Annotated in this window: 13 protein-coding genes and 2 pseudogenes; 5 read left to right on the top strand and 10 right to left on the bottom strand. The window is 73.0% G+C overall.

What is annotated here, in order from left to right; genetic code table 11:
• Nucleotides 1-169: 169 nt before the first annotated feature.
• Nucleotides 170-1,228 (top strand): PucR family transcriptional regulator, encoded by a 1,059-nt coding sequence (locus AMK33_RS01445; RefSeq protein ID WP_073930819.1) that lies wholly within the window; start codon nucleotides 170-172, stop codon nucleotides 1,226-1,228.
• A gap of 15 nt (nucleotides 1,229-1,243) precedes the next feature.
• Here AMK33_RS01445 and AMK33_RS01440 read toward each other — a convergent pair whose 3' ends face one another.
• The 5 genes and pseudogenes from AMK33_RS01440 to AMK33_RS45120 form a co-directional block, all read right to left on the bottom strand.
• Entirely contained in the window at nucleotides 1,244-1,687 is a 444-nt protein-coding gene (locus tag AMK33_RS01440) for a DUF6299 family protein (RefSeq protein ID WP_073930818.1), read from the bottom strand.
• Between the two features lie 239 nt (nucleotides 1,688-1,926).
• Nucleotides 1,927-2,208 (bottom strand): zinc ribbon domain-containing protein, encoded by a 282-nt coding sequence (locus tag AMK33_RS43505; protein WP_073930817.1) that lies wholly within the window; start codon nucleotides 2,206-2,208, stop codon nucleotides 1,927-1,929.
• Nucleotides 2,209-3,312: 1,104 nt separating this feature from the next.
• Nucleotides 3,313-3,711, bottom strand: coding sequence for a RidA family protein (locus AMK33_RS01425; RefSeq protein WP_073930815.1), 399 nt, complete (start codon nucleotides 3,709-3,711; stop codon nucleotides 3,313-3,315).
• The gene (locus tag AMK33_RS43500; RefSeq protein WP_443030903.1) at nucleotides 3,708-4,919 is read right to left on the bottom strand and encodes an acyl-CoA dehydrogenase family protein; all 1,212 of its coding nucleotides are present in this window, start codon (nucleotides 4,917-4,919) and stop codon (nucleotides 3,708-3,710) included. The genes AMK33_RS01425 and AMK33_RS43500 overlap by 4 nt, the downstream gene beginning before the upstream one ends.
• Before the next feature lie 66 nt (nucleotides 4,920-4,985).
• Nucleotides 4,986-5,252 (bottom strand): annotated as a pseudogene (locus AMK33_RS45120) (acyl-CoA dehydrogenase); the annotation flags it as partial.
• 117 nt (nucleotides 5,253-5,369) lie between these two features.
• Here AMK33_RS45120 and AMK33_RS01410 point away from each other — a divergent pair.
• The 3 genes and pseudogenes from AMK33_RS01410 to cysC form a co-directional block, all read left to right on the top strand.
• On the top strand, nucleotides 5,370-6,992 hold the full coding sequence (locus AMK33_RS01410) for an AMP-binding protein (RefSeq protein ID WP_073930814.1): 1,623 nt from the start codon (nucleotides 5,370-5,372) through the stop codon (nucleotides 6,990-6,992).
• A gap of 35 nt (nucleotides 6,993-7,027) precedes the next feature.
• Complete coding sequence (locus AMK33_RS01405; protein ID WP_073930813.1) at nucleotides 7,028-7,849, top strand: PaaX family transcriptional regulator; 822 nt, start codon at nucleotides 7,028-7,030, stop codon at nucleotides 7,847-7,849.
• Between the two features lie 111 nt (nucleotides 7,850-7,960).
• Nucleotides 7,961-8,506: pseudogene (cysC, locus tag AMK33_RS01400) on the top strand (adenylyl-sulfate kinase); the annotation flags it as partial.
• A 31-nt stretch (nucleotides 8,507-8,537) separates the two neighbouring features.
• Here the strand turns inward: cysC and AMK33_RS01395 are convergent.
• Nucleotides 8,538-10,931, bottom strand: a complete 2,394-nt coding sequence (locus AMK33_RS01395) for a bifunctional salicylyl-CoA 5-hydroxylase/oxidoreductase (RefSeq protein ID WP_073930812.1) — start codon at nucleotides 10,929-10,931, stop codon at nucleotides 8,538-8,540.
• A gap of 3 nt (nucleotides 10,932-10,934) precedes the next feature.
• Nucleotides 10,935-11,762 carry an enoyl-CoA hydratase family protein gene (locus AMK33_RS01390; RefSeq protein ID WP_073930811.1) on the bottom strand — a complete coding sequence of 276 codons (828 nt, stop codon included), beginning with the start codon at nucleotides 11,760-11,762 and terminating at the stop codon, nucleotides 10,935-10,937.
• Nucleotides 11,763-11,959: 197 nt separating this feature from the next.
• On the opposite strand from AMK33_RS01390, the gene AMK33_RS01385 reads away from it, so the two are divergent.
• Nucleotides 11,960-12,406 (top strand): ATP-binding protein, encoded by a 447-nt coding sequence (locus tag AMK33_RS01385; protein WP_073930810.1) that lies wholly within the window; start codon nucleotides 11,960-11,962, stop codon nucleotides 12,404-12,406.
• Between the two features lie 15 nt (nucleotides 12,407-12,421).
• Here the strand turns inward: AMK33_RS01385 and argF are convergent, their stop codons facing one another.
• From argF to AMK33_RS01370, 3 genes are all read right to left on the bottom strand, one after another.
• The gene (gene argF / locus AMK33_RS01380) at nucleotides 12,422-13,429 is read right to left on the bottom strand and encodes an ornithine carbamoyltransferase (RefSeq protein ID WP_073930809.1); all 1,008 of its coding nucleotides are present in this window, start codon (nucleotides 13,427-13,429) and stop codon (nucleotides 12,422-12,424) included.
• A gap of 85 nt (nucleotides 13,430-13,514) precedes the next feature.
• A complete protein-coding gene (locus tag AMK33_RS01375; RefSeq protein WP_073930808.1) occupies nucleotides 13,515-14,738 on the bottom strand; it encodes an arginine deiminase in 1,224 nt (407 codons plus the stop codon).
• 30 nt (nucleotides 14,739-14,768) lie between these two features.
• Nucleotides 14,769-16,448: an HEXXH motif domain-containing protein gene (locus AMK33_RS01370; RefSeq protein WP_073930807.1), complete on the bottom strand. Its 1,680-nt coding sequence runs from the start codon at nucleotides 16,446-16,448 to the stop codon at nucleotides 14,769-14,771.
• Between the last annotated feature and the right edge of the window lie 334 nt (nucleotides 16,449-16,782).

The raw sequence follows: 16,782 nt of genomic DNA, 5'->3' as shown, positions 1-16,782 counted from the left end.
CACCTGCCGGTGCCCGGCACCGGAACCATCCGCGGTGCTCCCCGCGGACCATGCTGCCCGCTCGGGGCGCGCTCGCGCATTGCCGGAACCCGGCAATATTCATTAGGGTCTTGATGCCGGTGCGACACAACCGGCGCGTCAGGGAAGCGTCAAGAACCGGGGGGAACGCGTGACGGAACGGGATGTCCCGGAGGAGTATCTGGAGGGCTATACCCGCATTCTGGCCGAGGTCGCGGCCACGGGCAGACGCCTCACCCGCGACGAGATCGCCTCCCGGCGGGCCCTGGGGGAACGGGCCGCGGAGGCCGGGTTCGGTCTGCGTTCCCTCGTCAGCGCGCATCTGTCCGGCGCCCGCGGTGCGTGGCCGCGCGGAACGGACTCGGCCGACGGCGCGCTCGCGGCCGTACAACAGGTCGTGGACGCGTTCGCCGAGGGGTACGAGCGGGCGCAGCGGCTGGCGGTACGCCAGGAGGAGGCTGCGCGGCGGGAGTTCATCGACGACCTGCTCTACGGCCGCAGCGATCTGGGGCGGCTGGCGGAGCGCGCCGAGCGCTTCGGGCTGCGGCTGTCCCACGAGCACGCGGTCGCGGTCGCCCGGGGCGCGGTCGCCTACGACGAGGGCGACCCGGTGCCGCGGCAGGTGGAGCGCGCCCTGATCTCCCGGTTCGGTGACCGCAGCATCCTGCTCACCACCAAGGACGGGCGGCTGCTGTGCATCGCGCCCGGACACCAGAGCGAGGTGCTCACGTACTTCGCCAAGCAGGCGCACGCCGCCACCGACGGTGGCCAGGTCGCCGTCGGGCGCCCGCAGTCCGGTCCTGGCGGTGTCGTCCAGTCCTACGAGGAGGCCCTGAGCTCACTGGAGATAGCCGAGCGGCTGGGGCTCGACGATCCGGTGCTGCGCGCCGCCGACCTGCTCGTCTATCCCGTGCTGGCCCGCGACCGCCAGGCCATGGCCGACCTGGTGCACAACACCCTGGGGCCGCTGACCACGGCCCGCGGCGGTGCCGCGCCCCTCCTGGACACGCTCACCGCGTACTTCGACTCCGGCTGTGTCGCCGCGGAGGCGGCCCGGCGGCTCTCGCTGAGCGTGCGCGCGCTGACGTACCGCCTGGAGCGCATCCACAAGCTCACCGGCGCCAACCCGTCGGACGCGTCCCACCGCTACATGCTCCAGACGGCGGTGATCGGAGCGCGTCTGCTGGACTGGCCGGCCGGCGAGCTGTGAGCGGCCGGGCCCGGGTCAGCCCTCGACCAGGGTGATGTCCCGGTGCTCGATCGCGTGGGGGACGGGCAGCAGGAGGATGCCGCTGGGGCGCAGCTCCATGAGGGTGGCCTCGACACGGGCCCGGCCCGCCTCGATGACGCCCGCGGGCACGGTTCCGGTGTTCTCCCAGCGGTGCTCCTTGCCGTCGCAGACCGCGCGGGTGCCGCCGACGGAGTAGTGGGTGTCGGACGAGGGCCGGCTGACCGAGGAGCTGACGAAGACCGGTCCGTCGCCGCCGAGGCAGCGGTAGGTACCGGAGAGGGTGACGGACCCGTCGGCCATCCGGCCCTCCGCGTCCACCGTCACGGACTCCGAGGGGGCGGCGGGGGCGGCCGACGCGGGTGAGGGGGCCGCCGCGGCGAAGCCGAGCAGCAGCAGCGCGGAACCGGCCGCGGCGCCGAGGGCGGGACGTACGGGCATGGGGAACCTCCCGGAATGGGCGTGATGAGGGGTTCCACAAGTACCCGGCGCGGGGTCCGGGGCCGGTCATCGTCACCCCTTCGGTGGCGAGTCGGCCCCGGCCGTCGGGGAACCGTCCCGGGATCGTCCGGGGGCTGTCACGTTTCCCGGCGGTCGGTTCCGACGCATGCACGGCCCGGGCATGGTCTGCGCATCCGATCCATACGGATCGTTCCACCAATCTGACATCCTCCCCCTCCTCAAGGGAGGGGGATTGCGACCCGGGTGGGTTGGGGTTCACGGGTGCTCGAGCGGTTGGTGGCCGCTGTCACCCCTCCGGCACCGGCTGTGCGCCGGGGGCGGGGGATCCCGCCCTGTCCTGCCGCGACGTTGACTGCCGCGTTCTCGTCGGCGTTGCAGGTGAAGCCGCAGGACACGCAGAAGAACTCGGCTTGGCTCTTGCGCGAGTCCTTCTCGATCCAGCCGCAGGCACTGCACCGCAGCGACGTGTAGAAAGCGGGTACGTCCTGTGGCCTTCTCACCGGTGCGGCGGCGCGGCAGACCCCAGCCCCGGGCCAGGATCGCACGGTTCGGCCCCGCCTTCTGCCGGACGTCTCTGCCCGGCTGCTCGTCGGTTCCTCTCGCGGAGGCGGTCATGGGCGTGATGGTGAGCTTCTCGAACCGGATCAGACGGCAGGTGCGGGCGAGCACGGTGCTGGTCTTCCCGCCCCAGTCCTTTTCGGCGAACCGTCCGGATGGGACTCCGGAACGCGGTCGGCGCCGATGACGCGGAAGCCCTCGTGCACATGCTTCCTGCGCCAGGTCGGCTCACCGAACCCAGAATGGACACCCGAGGCTGTTCGGGACTGGTGGCGCGACCGTGGGCGGGTCATCGAGTACCTGGAGTCCCTCCTGCCCGGATGGTCGTCCAGCGACAGGCCGGACGAGCGGGAAGCCGCGGAGGGGCTGAGGGACTTTGCCGCCTACATCACTGAAGGGCTCGGCGCGGACCTCCGGAAGTACCTCTTCCGGCTCGAAGAGGGCTGCTGTCCGAAGAACTCCGGACCACTGCCTGAGCTCCGATGAGCAAGGACGGCCATGGGGTGCCCGGTGCTCTCGCACCTGGACACCCGTGAAGTGGGCTCGGGTACGCCGTGGCGCGACCTCGATGACCGTGGCCGTGCCACAGCCCGACACGCTCGGATGCTGCCAAGTACCAAGACCTCTGCCCACTGTTTTCAGTGACTCGACTGCGATCCGCCCAACCGGTCAGCCAGTCGGTGCAGTTCGGACAAGCCTGTGCCCGTTGTCCCGTCCTGGTCATTCACGCGACAGAACGTCCGCGGTTCGTCGAGATCCGCGACAACCTCCTCGCGCGCATCCTGGAAGCCGAACACGAGGGCTCGCTCGTCAGGAACCGGGTCGCCGCCCATCCCTCGACGACGAAACCGCCACTCACAGAGCGCAGAAATCATGGGACACGAAAGTCCCCCTGTCCTGCAGACCGTCCATCAGCCCCACGGTCCGCTTCACGTCCGAGGCGAGCTGCTCCCCGACGGCCGGGTGGTCGCCCCGCACCGGGTTCCCCGCCGACCGGCTCGCGGTCGCCGCCTGAGCCGGTCGCCGCCTGGGCCGGTCCGCCCCTCTCAGGGCAGCAGGGCGAAGCCGTCGAGTTCCACCAGGGCCTGTTCGTCCCACAGACGGACCACCCCGACGACCGCCATCGCCGGGTAGTCCCGGCCGGCCAGCTCCCGCCAGATACGGCCGAGTTCGCGGGCGTGGGCGCGGTACGCGGCCACGTCGGTGGCGTAGACGGTGACGCGGGCCAGGTCGGCGGGGGTGCCGCCGGCCGCGCGCAGGGCGGTGAGGAGGTTGGTGAGGGCCCGCGTGAACTGTTCGGGCAGGGTGTCGCCGACCACCTTGCCGTCGGCGTCGAGGGCGGTCTGGCCGGCCAGGAACACCAGCCGGGAGCCGGTGGCGACGACGGCGTGCGAGAAGCCGGCCGGCGGGGAGAGCTCGGGCGGGTTGACGCGCTCGGCGGTCACCGGTCCTCCAGGTTCCTGTACAACTCCTTGGCGATGATGCCCCGTTGCACTTCGCTCGCTCCTTCGTAGACGCGGGGTGCGCGGACCTCGCGGTAGAGGTGTTCGAGCAGGTGCCCGCGTTGCAGGGCGCGGGCCCCGTGCAGCTGGACGGCCCGGTCGACGACGTACTGCGCGGTCTCGGTGGCCAGCAGCTTCGCCATCGCGGCGCGCCGGGGGACGCCGTCGGCGCCCTCGTCGTACGCCGTCGCCGCCGCGTACACCATGAGCCGGGCGGACTCCGTGCGCAGCGCCATCTCGGCGACCTGGTGGGCGACGGACTGGAGGTCCTTCAGCTTGCCGCCGAACGCGTCCCGCCGGGCGGTGTGGGCGAGGGTCGCGTCCAGGGCGGCCTGGGCCATGCCGACCGCGAAGGCGCCGACACTGGGACGGAACAGGTTGAGGGTGTCCATGGCGACCCGGAACCCCCGGTCGACCTCGCCGAGCACATCGTCAGCGGTGACTGGTACGGCATCGAAGCGGAGGGCGCCGATGGGGTGCGGGGAGAGCATGTCGAGGGCGGCCCCGGTGAGTCCGGGCCGGCCGGCGGGCACCAGGAAGGCGGTCACGCCACGCGCGCCGGCACCGGGGGTGGTACGGGCGAAGACGGTGTAGAAGTCGGCCTCGGGGGCGTTGGAGATCCAGCACTTCTCCCCGGTGAGCCGCCAGCCGGAGGAACCGTCGGGCTCGGCGGCCAGGGACGACGGCGGATCGGATACGGCAGCTTCCCCCGCCGGTCCGTCCCCCGCCGGCACCGGCCCGGTCGCCCGCGCGTGGACGCCCGCCCGGCCGTCGCGCGCACCCGACACCGGCGCGGCCGTCTCCTCGGTCCCCATCGGAACACCCCGCGCACCGGCGCGCCCGTGCCACGCCGCCGCACCGGGATCCTCGTCCCGCGGCCCAGCACCCACTCGGCCCTCACGCACACCATCACGCTCGCCCGGCACCGAGCGGCCTCGCGCCGACACATCCGGGGGCGCGGCCGGTCCGGCCGGCCGGGCATCCGGAACCCCGCCGCGCTCGCCGCGCCGCGATGCGTCCGGCGGCTCGTCCGGCGGTGCGGCCCGCCGGGGTGCCGCCGTCGGGGCGGCCCTGCCGTACGGCTCCGCCGTGAGGGACAGGGCCGCCGCGTCCGAGCCCGCGTCCGGCTCGGTCAGGGCGAAGGCCGCCACCGCGGTACCGTCGGCCACTCGGGGGAGCCAGCGGGCGCGCTGGGCGGGGGTGCCGTGGGTGTGGACGGGGTGGGCGCCGAGGCCCTGGAGGGCCAGGGCGGTCTCCGCCTCGGTGCAGGCGTGGGCCAGGGACTCGCGCATCAGGCACAGCTCGAGGGCACCGGAGGTGAACAGGCGGGACAGCAGACCGAGGGTGCCGAGTTCGGCGAGGAGGGGGCGGTTGACCCGGCCGGGTTCACCCTTCTCGGCGAGTGGCCGCAGGCGTTCCGCGGCCAGGGTGCGCAGCTCCGCGCACCAGGCGAGTTGCGCCGGTTCGAGCGAGAATGCGGTCATCGCCGGTCCCTTCCCTCGCCGCTGGGCCACTCCCGAGGTTATCGCGGACCGTTGACTGCCGTCACCAACGCGATACGCTCCTGATGCGAGCCCACCACGCCAAGGGGGCGAACCGCCATGAACCCACGGGCCACCGCGCACGTCGACACCTTCGCCCGCGACCACCTCCCGCCACCCGACCAGTGGCCCGAGCTCCGCTTCGACCTGCCGGAGCTGCACTACCCCGACCGGCTGAACTGCGCCGCCGAGCTGCTGCACGGCCCGCCCGACGCCCGCCCGGCGTTCCGCACCCCCGACGGCGCGACCTGGACGTACGGCGAACTGCGCGCCCGCGTGGACCGGCTCGCGCACCTCCTCACCGGCGACCTCGGGATCGTCCCCGGCAACCGGGTGCTGCTGCGCGGCCCCACCACACCGTGGCTGGCCGCCTGCTGGCTGGCGGTGCTGAAGGCGGGCGCGATCGCCGTCACCGTGCTGGCCCAGCAGCGCCCGCACGAGCTGAGCACCGTCTGCGAGATCGCCGAGGTCCACCACGCCCTGTGCGACATCAGGGCCGTCGACGACCTCGCCAAGGCCGAGATCCCGGACCTCTCCCTCACCACCTACGGCGGCGACTCCCCCGGCGACCTGCTGAACCGCCCGGCGCCCACGACGCCGTACGAGGCCGTGCCGACCGCGGCCGACGACGTGGCGCTGATCGCCTTCACCTCCGGCACCACCGGACGTCCCAAGGGCTGCATGCACGTCCACCGGGACGTGCTGGCGATCGCGGACACCTTCTCCCGGCACGTGCTGAAGCCGGTCGCGGACGACGTGTTCGCCGGCAGTCCCCCGCTGGGCTTCACCTTCGGCCTCGGCGGCCTGGTGGTGTTCCCGCTGCGGGCCGGGGCGAGCGCGCTGCTCCTCGAACAGGCCCGCCCCGACCAGCTGTTGCCCGCGATCGCCGAGCACAGGGTGTCGGTGCTGTTCACCGCGCCCACCGCCTACCGCGCGATGCTCGCCGGACTCGACGGCCACGACGTCTCGTCGCTGCGCCGCTGCGTCTCGGCGGGCGAGAACCTGCCCGCCGCCACCTGGCGGGCCTGGCACGAGCGCACCGGGCTGCGGATCATCAACGGCATCGGCGCCACCGAACTGCTGCACATCTTCGTCTCCGCCGCCGACGAGGCGATCCGCCCCGGAACGACGGGAGTTCCGGTCCCCGGCTGGCAGGCGCGCGTGCAGGACGCCGACGGCACGCCCGTGCCCGACGGCCGGCCGGGACTGCTCGCGGTGCGCGGCCCCGTCGGCTGCCGCTACCTCGCCGACCCGCGCCAGCGGGAGTACGTGCGCGGCGGCTGGAACATCACCGGCGACACCTATGTCCGCGACCCCGACGGCTACTTCCGGTATGTCGCCCGCGCCGACGACATGATCATCTCGGCCGGGTACAACATCGCGGGCCCCGAGGTCGAGGACGCCCTGCTGCGCCACCCGGACGTCGTGGAGGCGGCGGTGGTCGGGCGGCCGGACGAGGCACGCGGCCAGGTCGTGGTGGCGTACACGGTCGTCGAGGAGGGCGCGGAACGCGACGCCGAGGCGCTGCGCGCCTTCGTGAAGTCCGAACTCGCTCCGTACAAGTGCCCGCGGGAGATCGTGTTCATGGACGCCCTGCCCCGCACGGCCACCGGCAAGCTCCAGCGGTTCCGGCTGCGCGCTCCCACCGGTGCTCCCACCGGGACGGGGGACGAGCGTGCGTGATGCCGGGGAACCCCGCCATCCGTGTACGACTTAAGATGATCAACGTGTCCGACCAGCAAGCCCCCCACGCTCCGAGATCCCTCATCGTCACGCTCTACGGCGCGTACGGCCGCTCCGTGCCGGGCCCGGTGCCCGTCGCCGAGCTGATCCGGCTGCTGGCCGCGGTCGGCGTGGACGCCCCGTCCGTCCGCTCCTCGGTGTCCCGGCTCAAACGGCGCGGCCTGCTCCTCCCGGCGCGTACCGCACAGGGCGCGGCCGGATACGAACTCTCGCCCGAGGCACGTCAGTTGCTCGACGACGGCGACCGCCGCGTGTACGCCACCGATCCGCCGGAGGACGAGGGCTGGGTGCTCGCCGTGTTCTCCGTACCGGAGTCCGAACGGCAGAAGCGGCACGTCCTGCGCTCCCGGCTGTCCGGACTCGGCTTCGGCACGGCGGCCCCCGGCGTGTGGATCGCCCCCGCGCGGTTGTACGAGGAGACCAGGCACACCCTGGAGCGCCTGCGCCTCGACAACTACGTCGACTTCTTCCGCGGCGAGCACCTGGGCTTCGCGCCCACCGCGGCGGCCGTGGCCCGCTGGTGGGACCTGGCCGGGATCGCCGAGCAGCACGAGGCGTTCCTGGACCGGCACGCGCGGGTGCTGCACGCGTGGGAGCGGCGCACGGACACCCCGCCCGAGGAGGCCTACCGCGACTACCTCCTCGCCCTGGACTCCTGGCGCCACCTCCCCTACACCGACCCCGGCCTGCCCGCCGCCCTGCTCCCCGCCGACTGGCCGGGCACCCGCTCGGCGGCCGTCTTCCGCTCCCTGCACGAGCGGCTGCGGGACGCGGGGGCGGTGTTCGTGGGCGTGTAGCGGCCCGGCCCCGCTCAGCCAACCCTCAGCTCGTTCATCCCGTCCTCTCACATTCCTCGCCTAGCCTTCATCGCGTCGTAGGGCGGACGGGGGAAGAGAGGACGGTTGCGCATGACCACCACGGCGAGGCCCCAGGGGGCCACCGTCTGGCTCACCGGGCTGCCGAGTGCGGGCAAGACCACCGTCGCCGGACTGCTCCGTGACCGGCTGCGGGCGGACGGGCGCAGGGTGGAGGTCCTCGACGGCGACGAGATACGCCGCTTCCTCACCGCGGGCCTCGGCTTCTCCCGGGCCGACCGGTGCGCGAACGTGCGGCGCGTCGGCCTGGTCGCCGAGGTGCTGGCCCGCAACGGCGTGGTCTGCCTCGTCCCCGTCATCGCCCCGTACGCCGAGAGCCGCGACGCGGTGCGCGCCCGGCACGCGGCGAGCGCGACACCGTACTTCGAGGTGTACGTCGCCACTCCGGTGGAGGTCTGCGCCGCACGGGACGTCAAGGGCCTGTACGCCCGTCAGGCCGCCGGCATGCTGACCGGGCTCACCGGCGTCGACGATCCGTACGAGCCGCCCACCGACCCGGCGCTGGTCCTGCGCACCCAGTCGCAGACCCCGTGGGAGTCGGCCGACGCGGTCCACGCGATGCTGGCGGAGCACGGGCTGGCCCGGCGGGCGGGGCTCGCGACGTCCGAGGTCAACTCCCGAGGCCGAGACGGGGTTTGGGTGCGTCCGTACGGCCGGTCCGGGGCCGCCTGCTGCCCGCCCGGTACGGTGCCGGCCAGACCGCGCCCGGCCCCTCGTAACCCTGCTCGGCCGCCGCGTGGAGCGTCCAGTGGGGGTCGTAGAGGTGGGGGCGGGCCAGGGCGCACAGGTCCGTACGCCCGGCCAGGATCAGGGAGTTGACGTCGTCCCAGGAGGAGATCGCGCCGACCGCGATCACCGGGACGCCCGCCTCGTGCCGTATCCGGTCGGCGAACGGGGTCTGGTACGAGCGCCCGAACTCCGGTGTCTCGTCGGCCACGACCTGCCCGGTCGACACGTCGATCGCGTCGGCGCCGTGCGCGGCGAAGGCGCGGGCGATCGCGACCGCGTCGTCGGCCGTGGTGCCGCCCTCCGCCCAGTCGGTGGCGGAGATCCGGACGGTCATCGGCCGGTCCCCGGGCCACACCGCGCGCACCGCGTCGAACACCTCCAGCGGGAAGCGGAGCCGTTTCTCCGGTGAGCCGCCGTAGGCGTCGGTGCGGTGGTTGGTGAGCGGGGAGAGGAAGCCGGAGAGCAGGTAGCCGTGGGCGCAGTGCAGTTCCAGCAGGTCGAAACCGGCCCGCGCGGCCCGCACGGCGGCGGCCGTGAACTGTTCCCTCATGTCGGTGAGCTGGGCCCGGGACAGTTCGCGGGGGACCTGGCTGTCCGGCCGGTACGGCAGGGGCGAGGCGGCGACGAGGGGCCAGTTGCCGTCGTCGAGCGGCTCGTCCATGCCCTCCCACATCAGTTTGGTCGAGCCCTTGCGGCCGCTGTGGCCGAGCTGCACGCCGATCGCGGTACCGGGTGCCCGATCGTGGACGAAGTCGGTGATCCGCCGCCAGGCCTCGGTCTGCCTGCCGGTGTAGAGGCCCGCACAGCCGGGCGTGATGCGCCCCTCGGGGCTGACGCACACCATCTCCGTCATCACCAGTCCGGCCCCGCCCAGCGCGCGGGCGCCGAGGTGCACGAGGTGGAAGTCGCCGGGGACGCCGTCGACCGCCGAGTACATGTCCATGGGCGAGACGACGACCCGGTTGCGCAGGGTCAGTCCGCGCATCCGGAACGGGGTGAACATCGGGGGCGTACCGGGCGGGCAGCCGAACTCGCGCTCCACGGACCCGGTGAAGCGGGCGTCGCGCAGCCGCAGGTTGTCGTGGGTGACGCGGCGGCTGCGGGTGAGCAGGTTGAAGGCGAACTGGCGGGGTGGCTGGGCGAGGTGGAGGGGCAGGTTCTCGAACCACTCCAGGCTGGCGCGGGCGGCGCGCTGGGTGGAGGCGACGACCGGTCGGCGTTCCGCCTCGTACGCGGTCAACGCGGTTTCCAGGTCGGGCTGTTCGTCCAGACACGCGGCGAGTGCCAGCGCGTCCTCGACGGCGAGCTTGGTGCCGGAGCCGATGGAGAAGTGCGCGGTGTGGGCGGCGTCGCCGAGGAGCACGATGTTGCCGTGCGACCAGCGGTCGTTGACGACCGTGCGGAAGGTGGTCCACGTGGAGTTGTTGGACTTCAGGGGGCGTCCGCCGAGCGCGGCGGAGAAGATCTTGGCGCAGCGTTCGACGGACTCCGTCCCGTCCATTTCGTTGAATCCGGCGGCGTGCCAGACCTCCTCGCGCATCTCGACGATCACGGTGGAGGCGTCCGCCGAGTAGGGGTAGCCGTGCAGCTGCATCACGCCGTGCTCGGTCTCGGCGATCTCGAAGCGGAAGGCGTCGAAGGGGAAGTCGGCGGCCAGCCAGATGTAGCGGCAGCGGTGCTCGGTGATGTGGGGACGGAACACGTCCGCGAAGGTCTCGCGGGTGGTGCTGTGGACTCCGTCGGCGGCCACGACCAGGTCGTACGTCTCCGCCAGCCGGGCGGGGGCGGGGGCCTCGGTCCGGAAGCGCAGATCGACTCCGAGGGAGTGGCAGCGGTCGTGCAGGATCTCCAGGAGGCGGTGCCTTTCCAGGGCCGCGAAGCGGTGTCCTCCGGAGGTTTGGAGGGTGTTCCGGTGGACGATGTCGATGTCGTCCCAGTGGACGAAGGCTTGCTGGAGGGCTCCGTAGACCTCCGGGTCGGCGTGTTCGATGCCGCCGAGGGTCTCGTCGGAGAGGACGACGCCGAAGCCGAAGGTGTCTTCGGGAGCGTTGCGCTCCCACACGGTGATCTGGCGGTCGGGGGCGAGGCGCTTGAGCAGCACGGCGGTGTAGAGGCCCCCCGGGCCTCCGCCGATGATCGCCACCCGAAGGGGGTGGTTTTTCTCGTTGGGCGGGTGCGGCGCCGTCGTGGCTTGTCGCGCCCACGCGGCGGTAGCCGCAAATTCAGAACAGCCCCGCGCCCCCAGCGGTGTCGCAGTCCCCTGAGTCGAGAACATTCGCTACCTCCCCTGCCACTTCGGGGGCCTCTTCTCCGTGAACGCCGCGTGGAATTCCGCGTAGTCCTCGGCGTTCATCAGGAGGGCCTGGGTCGAGGCGTCCAGTTCGATCGACGCCGACAGGGGCATGTCCAGTTCGGCTGTCAGGAGGGCCTTCGTCTGGGCGTGGGCCAGGGCGGGGCCGTCGGCCAGGCGGTGGGCCAGGGTCTGGGCGGCCTCGTCGGCGTGGCCCTCGTCCGTCAGTGCGCTGATCAGGCCGATGCGTTCGGCCTCCGGTGCGCGTACCGGTTCGCCCAGCATCAGCAGCCGGGTGGCGTGGCCCAGGCCGACGACCCTCGGGAGCAGGTACGCCGCGCCCATGTCGCCGCCCGACAGGCCGACCCGGGTGAAGAGGAAGGCGAAGCGGGCGCTGGGGTCGGCGACCCTGAAGTCGGCGGCCAGGGCGAGGACCGCGCCGGCGCCCGCCGCCACTCCGTGCACCGCGGCGATCACGGGGAACGGGCACTCCCGTACCGCCCGCACCACCTGGCCGGTCATCCGGTTGAAGTCGAGGAGCTGGGCGGTGTCCATCGAGAGGGTGGCGCCGATGATCTCGTCGACGTCGCCGCCGGAGCAGAAGCCGCGCCCCTCGCCGGCCAGCACCAGGGCGCGTACGGCCCGCTCCCGGGACAGTTCGGCGAGCAGGTCGCGCAGGTCGGCGTAGGCGCCGAAGGTGAGCGCGTTGAGCTTGTCGGGGCGGGCGAGGGTGACGGTGGCGACGCCGTCGGCGACGTCGACGCGCAGATGCTCCCAGCGGGCGGTGCGGGCGGCGGAACCGGTGAAGGGACTCATGAGGGCGGCCTCCTAGGGCGGGCACTGCGCTGCTCAGTGAGTTCTGCCCCATGAAGTTATCACCCGTCGGTGACTGCCGTCACGTGCACGCGATACGCTGTTCGGGCGCCGTCATGCGCGCGGCGGGACCCGCCCCCTCGAAGGGCCGTACAGGGTGCGCCGTACCATGGAGGGCTGAAAGCAGGAGCACCCGCTCCATGAACGGACTCGCTGTGCACGAACCTCCCACCGCCTCCACCTCCTGGCGCGTCGCGCTGCCGCACACCACCGCGGCGGTGCCCGTGGCCCGTGCGCTGGTCCGTACGGCGCTGGCCGAGCGGGAGCACTCCGCCGACTGCGACACGGCGGAGCTGCTGACGGCGGAGCTGGTGGCGAACGCCGTGGAGCACACCTCGGGGAGCACGCCGATAGAGCTGGTGGTGCGGCTGCTGCCGACCGGCTGCCAGGTCGAGGTGCACGACGCCGACCCGGAGCCGCCCGGCGATCTCACCCGCCCGACGCCCCTCGGCATGCCCGACCCCTGGCAGGAGCACGGGCGGGGACTGCTGCTGATCCGCACCCTCAGCTCGTCCTGCGGGCACCGCCCCACCGAGTCCGGCAAGGCGGTGTGGTTCCGGCTGCCGGGCCAGCGGCGCCCGGTCTGAGCGGGACGCGGGAGCTCAGGCGAGGGTCGCGACCAGGACGGCCTTGATCGTGTGCATACGGTTCTCCGCCTCGTCGAAGACCACCGAGTGCGCCGACTCGAACACCTCGTCGGTCACCTCCAGGGAGGTGAGGCCGTGGGTCTCGAAGATGTCCTGGCCGACCTTGGTGCCGAGGTCGTGGAAGGCGGGCAGGCAGTGCAGGAACCCGACGTCCGGGTTGCCGGTGGCGCGCAGGACGTCCATGGTCACCGCGTACGGGGCGAGGGCCTTGATCCGCTCGTCCCAGACGCCCTTGGGCTCCCCCATGGAGACCCAGACGTCCGTGGCGACGAAATCGGCGCCCGCGACGCCCTCGGCGACGTCCTCGGTGAGCGCGATACGCGCCCCGCTCGACACGGCCAGCTCCCGCGCCCGGTCGACGATCTCCTGGGCGGGCCAGTATGCCTTCGGGGCGACGACACGGACGTCCATGCCCAGCAGGGCCGCGGTCACGAGGTAGGAGTTGCCCATGTTGAAGCGGGCGTCGCCGAGGTAGGCGAAGGCGATGTCGGTGAGCGGCTTGGCGCTGTGCTCGGTCATCGTGAGCACGTCGGCGAGCATCTGGGTGGGGTGCCAGTCGTCGGTGAGCCCGTTGTAGACGGGCACCCCCGCGTACGCCGCGAGCTCCTCCACCTTGGCCTGGCTGTCCCCCCGGTACTCGATCCCGTCGAACATCCGGCCCAGCACCCGCGCGGTGTCCTTCACGGACTCCTTGTGGCCGATCTGCGAGCCGGACGGGTCGAGGTACGTCGTCGAGGCGCCCTGGTCGGCGGCCGCGACCTCGAACGCGCAGCGCGTACGCGTCGAGGTCTTCTCGAAGATCAGCGCGATGTTCCTGCCCCGCAGGTACCGGTGCTCGGTCCCGGCCCGCTTGGCGGCCTTCAGTTCGGCGGCCAGCTCCAGCAGGCCGAGGAACTCCGGCGCGGTGAAGTCCAGCTCCTTGAGGAAGTGGCGGCCGGCGAGGGCGGTCGGGACAGTCGCCATGGGGCGCTCCAGGGATGGGGGACACGAACGCCTGGAAGTCTATACGAAGTTTTGTATTTCTATACAGTTCCTTCGCGCGGCTTCCTCACACCGCGTCCCGCTGGACGGGACAGCTCATGCAGCGCGGCCCGCCCCTGCCCCGGCCCAGCTCGCTGCCGGGGATCTCTATCACCTCGATGCCCTGCTTGCGCAGGTGCGTGTTGGTGGTGGCGTTCCGCTCGTAGGCGACGACGACGCCCGGTTCGACGGCCAGGACGTTGCAGCCGTCGTCCCACTGCTCGCGCTCGGCGGCGTGCACGTCCTGGGTGGCGGTCAGCACCCGGATCTCGCTGAGCCCCAGCGCGGCGGCGATCGCGCGGTGCATGTGCTCCGGCGGATGGTCGGTGACCTTCAGCTCCTTGTCCCCCGCGCCCGGCTCGATGGTGTACGAGCGGAGCATGCCGAGGCCCGCGTACTGGGTGAAGGTGTCGCCGTCGACCATCGTCATCACGGTGTCGAGGTGCATGAAGGCGCGCCGCTTCGGCATGTCGAGCGCGACGATGGTCTCGGCGGAGCCGGCCGCGAACAGCTTGTGCGCGAGCATCTCCACCGCCTGCGGGGTGGTCCGCTCGCTCATCCCGATCAGCACCGCGCCGTCGCCGATGACCAGTACGTCCCCGCCCTCGATGGTGGACGGGTAGTCGGCCTGCCCCTCGGACCACACGTGGAAGGGCTCCGCGCGGAACAGCGGGTGGTGCCGGTAGATCGCCTCGAAGTGCACGGTCTCGCGCTGCCGGGCCGGCCACCGCATCGCGTTGATGGCGACACCGTCGTAGATCCAGGCGGAGGTGTCGCGGGTGAAGAGGTGGTTGGGCAGCGGGCCGAGCAGGAAGTCGTCGAGCTCCATGGCGTGGAAGCGCACGGAGGTCGGCTCCGGGTGGGCGTCCAGGAACTCCCGCTTGGTCATCCCGCCGATCAGCACCTCGGCGAGCTCGGGCGCCGGGAGCGTCTCGAACGCGGCCCGCAGGTGGTCGGTGGCCAGCGGGCCGTACTCCTTCTCGTCGAAGACGCGGTCCAGGACGAGCGCGCGGGCCGCCGGGAGGTCCAGCGTCTCCGAGAGCAGGTCACCGAAGAGGTGGACGGTGACGCCCCGGTCGCGCAGGACGTCGGCGAACCCGTCGTGCTCGGCGCGCGCCCGGCGCACCCAGAGCACGTCGTCGAAGAGCAGGGCGTCCTTGTTGCTGGGGGTGAGCCTTTTGAGCTCGAGATCGGGCCGGTGCAGGATGACGCGGCGCAGCCGCCCGGCCTCGGAGTCGACGTGGTAGGTCATGCCTTTCATCCTGACCGTCCGGGCGCGTGTTCACCCCTGTCCCCGGGTGATCGACTCGGGCCGGGCCAGCAGCCGCCGTGCTCCGGGCCCGCGCTCCAGCCCGGCCCGGGCGACGATCCACCCGGCGAGGAGGTGCGGGTCACCGGGATCGCGGGCCAGGTCGTCGTCGTACCCGACGAGCGCGGCGGCGGCGTCACCGGCGGCGAGGTGTTCGTCGGGGGTACGGGGGTCGGTGGGCGGGAGGGCGAAGGCGTGGGTGCGGACGTCGGGCCAGGGGGCGCGGTCGGGGCGGAAGCGGAGGGGATCGCCCGGCCGCTCGGGCGGTGCGGTCGGGGCGACGTTGCGCAGGCGCCACTCGGTGCGGTGCAGGGCGGCGGCGGTGCGGGCGCGGGTCAGGGCGGCTTGGGGCACGGGCTCGCGCAGCCAGGTGTCCAGGCTCCGGGCGAGACCGGTGACCAGGGCGTGCCCGGTCTCGGTGAGGCATCCGCTGGTGAGGAGGGTGCGCACGACGAGCCTGCTCTGCGTCCGGCGCAGTGCGAAGTGGTAGGCGGCCGTCTCGGCGTGCTCCGGGTCGGACAGCCGGTCCCGCCAGAACCCGGCGACGCCGGTGAAGGCGTAGGCGCCGTGCAGCAGACCGGTGAGGTGGCGCGGGTCGGGGCGCCACGGGGCGTAGTAGCGCTCCGCGCGGTCGTCGCGCAGCAGCGGGAAGAGGTGGAAGAGCGCGGCGAGCTTGCTGTGCTGGAACTCGTGGACCAGCGCCTCGGCCAGGGCGAGCGGCGAGGAGGGGCGGGCGACGACCATCGCGCCGTAGGAGTCACCGCTGGACGCCGACACGCGGACGTCGGGCGGCGGCGGGGGCAGCAGGCCGGTGCGGGCCCACGGTACGACGGCCCGGATCACGGCGGGGTCGAGCCGCCCGGGGCCCGTCCCCTTCCCGGCCGCGAGGATCGCGACGGCCTCGTCGAACAGCCGCTGCCAGGCCACGGCCTCGTCGGCGTCCAGCCGGGCGGGCGGCACCGGGTCGTCGAGGTCGCGGTAGGGGTCCAGGTCCTCCAGGGGTACGGCGACGGGGCCGACCGTGAGGGTACGGAGGGGGAGCCAGCGGGTGTCGTCGACGGGCGGTGCCTCACCCACCGGGACGGGCGCGGGGCGGCAGGTCAGGCTCGCCCGCCGGCCGTCGCGTCCCGGGCCGGTCAGGGTCAGCTCTCCGGCACGGGTGCTCGCCCTGCCCGCCGACAGGCCGGCCGCGCCGTCCGGGAGGCGGGCCAGTCCCAGGCCCGGCAGGTGCAGCGCGCCGTCGTCCAGCGGGACGCGCAGGGCCGTCTCCGTACCGGCGTGCAGCGAGGCGACCACCGCGAGGGTGTTCAGCCTGGCCGCCTCCACCCACAACCGCGGCCCGGTCGCGGTGCCGTGCACCCTGCGCAGCATGTGCGCGATCCAGGCGCCGGTCGTCGGGGCGAGCAGCAACCGCTCGACCGGCTCGGGCGCCCGCTCGGCCGCCTCCTTGAAGACCCGCCAGGCCTCCGCGACGGGGCTCAGCGGCGTGGGCAGGTCCCAGAGCTGCTTCAGCAGGGTCCGCAGCAGCAGCAACCGGCGTGCGCGCTCGCCCTGTTCGAGGAAGGCGACGGCCCGGTCGGAGTGGCCGCCCGCGGCGAGTTCCGCGAAGAGGGGCGCGGGCATGCGGAGCGTGCTGGGCTGCTCGCTGGTCATCACCGGGACCTCCGGTCGGGGGAACGGGTGTGCGGGGACCCGGGTACGGCCGGCGCTGTTACTCGGCCCGGGCGGGCTCGCCGCCGCCCCGGATGCTGCCGCGGGACCGCAGGACCTCGGTCAGCAGGCGTGTGTCGGAGTGGAGCGGTGCCAAGCCTTCCACGGCTGTCAGAGGGAGTGCCGTGAGGTCCACCAGGTCCGACTCCCACCCACGGGTGTCCGTGACGGCTGACCGCTCATGGGCGGACGCCGCCGCATGGTGCAGAGTGGGTGGCTGATCCACGGTGTGTCCCCTCCTCGCACGGTGACGCCTGATGCCCCCGTGCCTCCATTC

The organism is Streptomyces sp. CB02400 (assembly GCF_001905725.1).
Lineage (GTDB): Bacteria > Actinomycetota > Actinomycetes > Streptomycetales > Streptomycetaceae > Streptomyces > Streptomyces atrovirens.
This window is presented reverse-complemented; position numbering and strand designations above follow the sequence as displayed.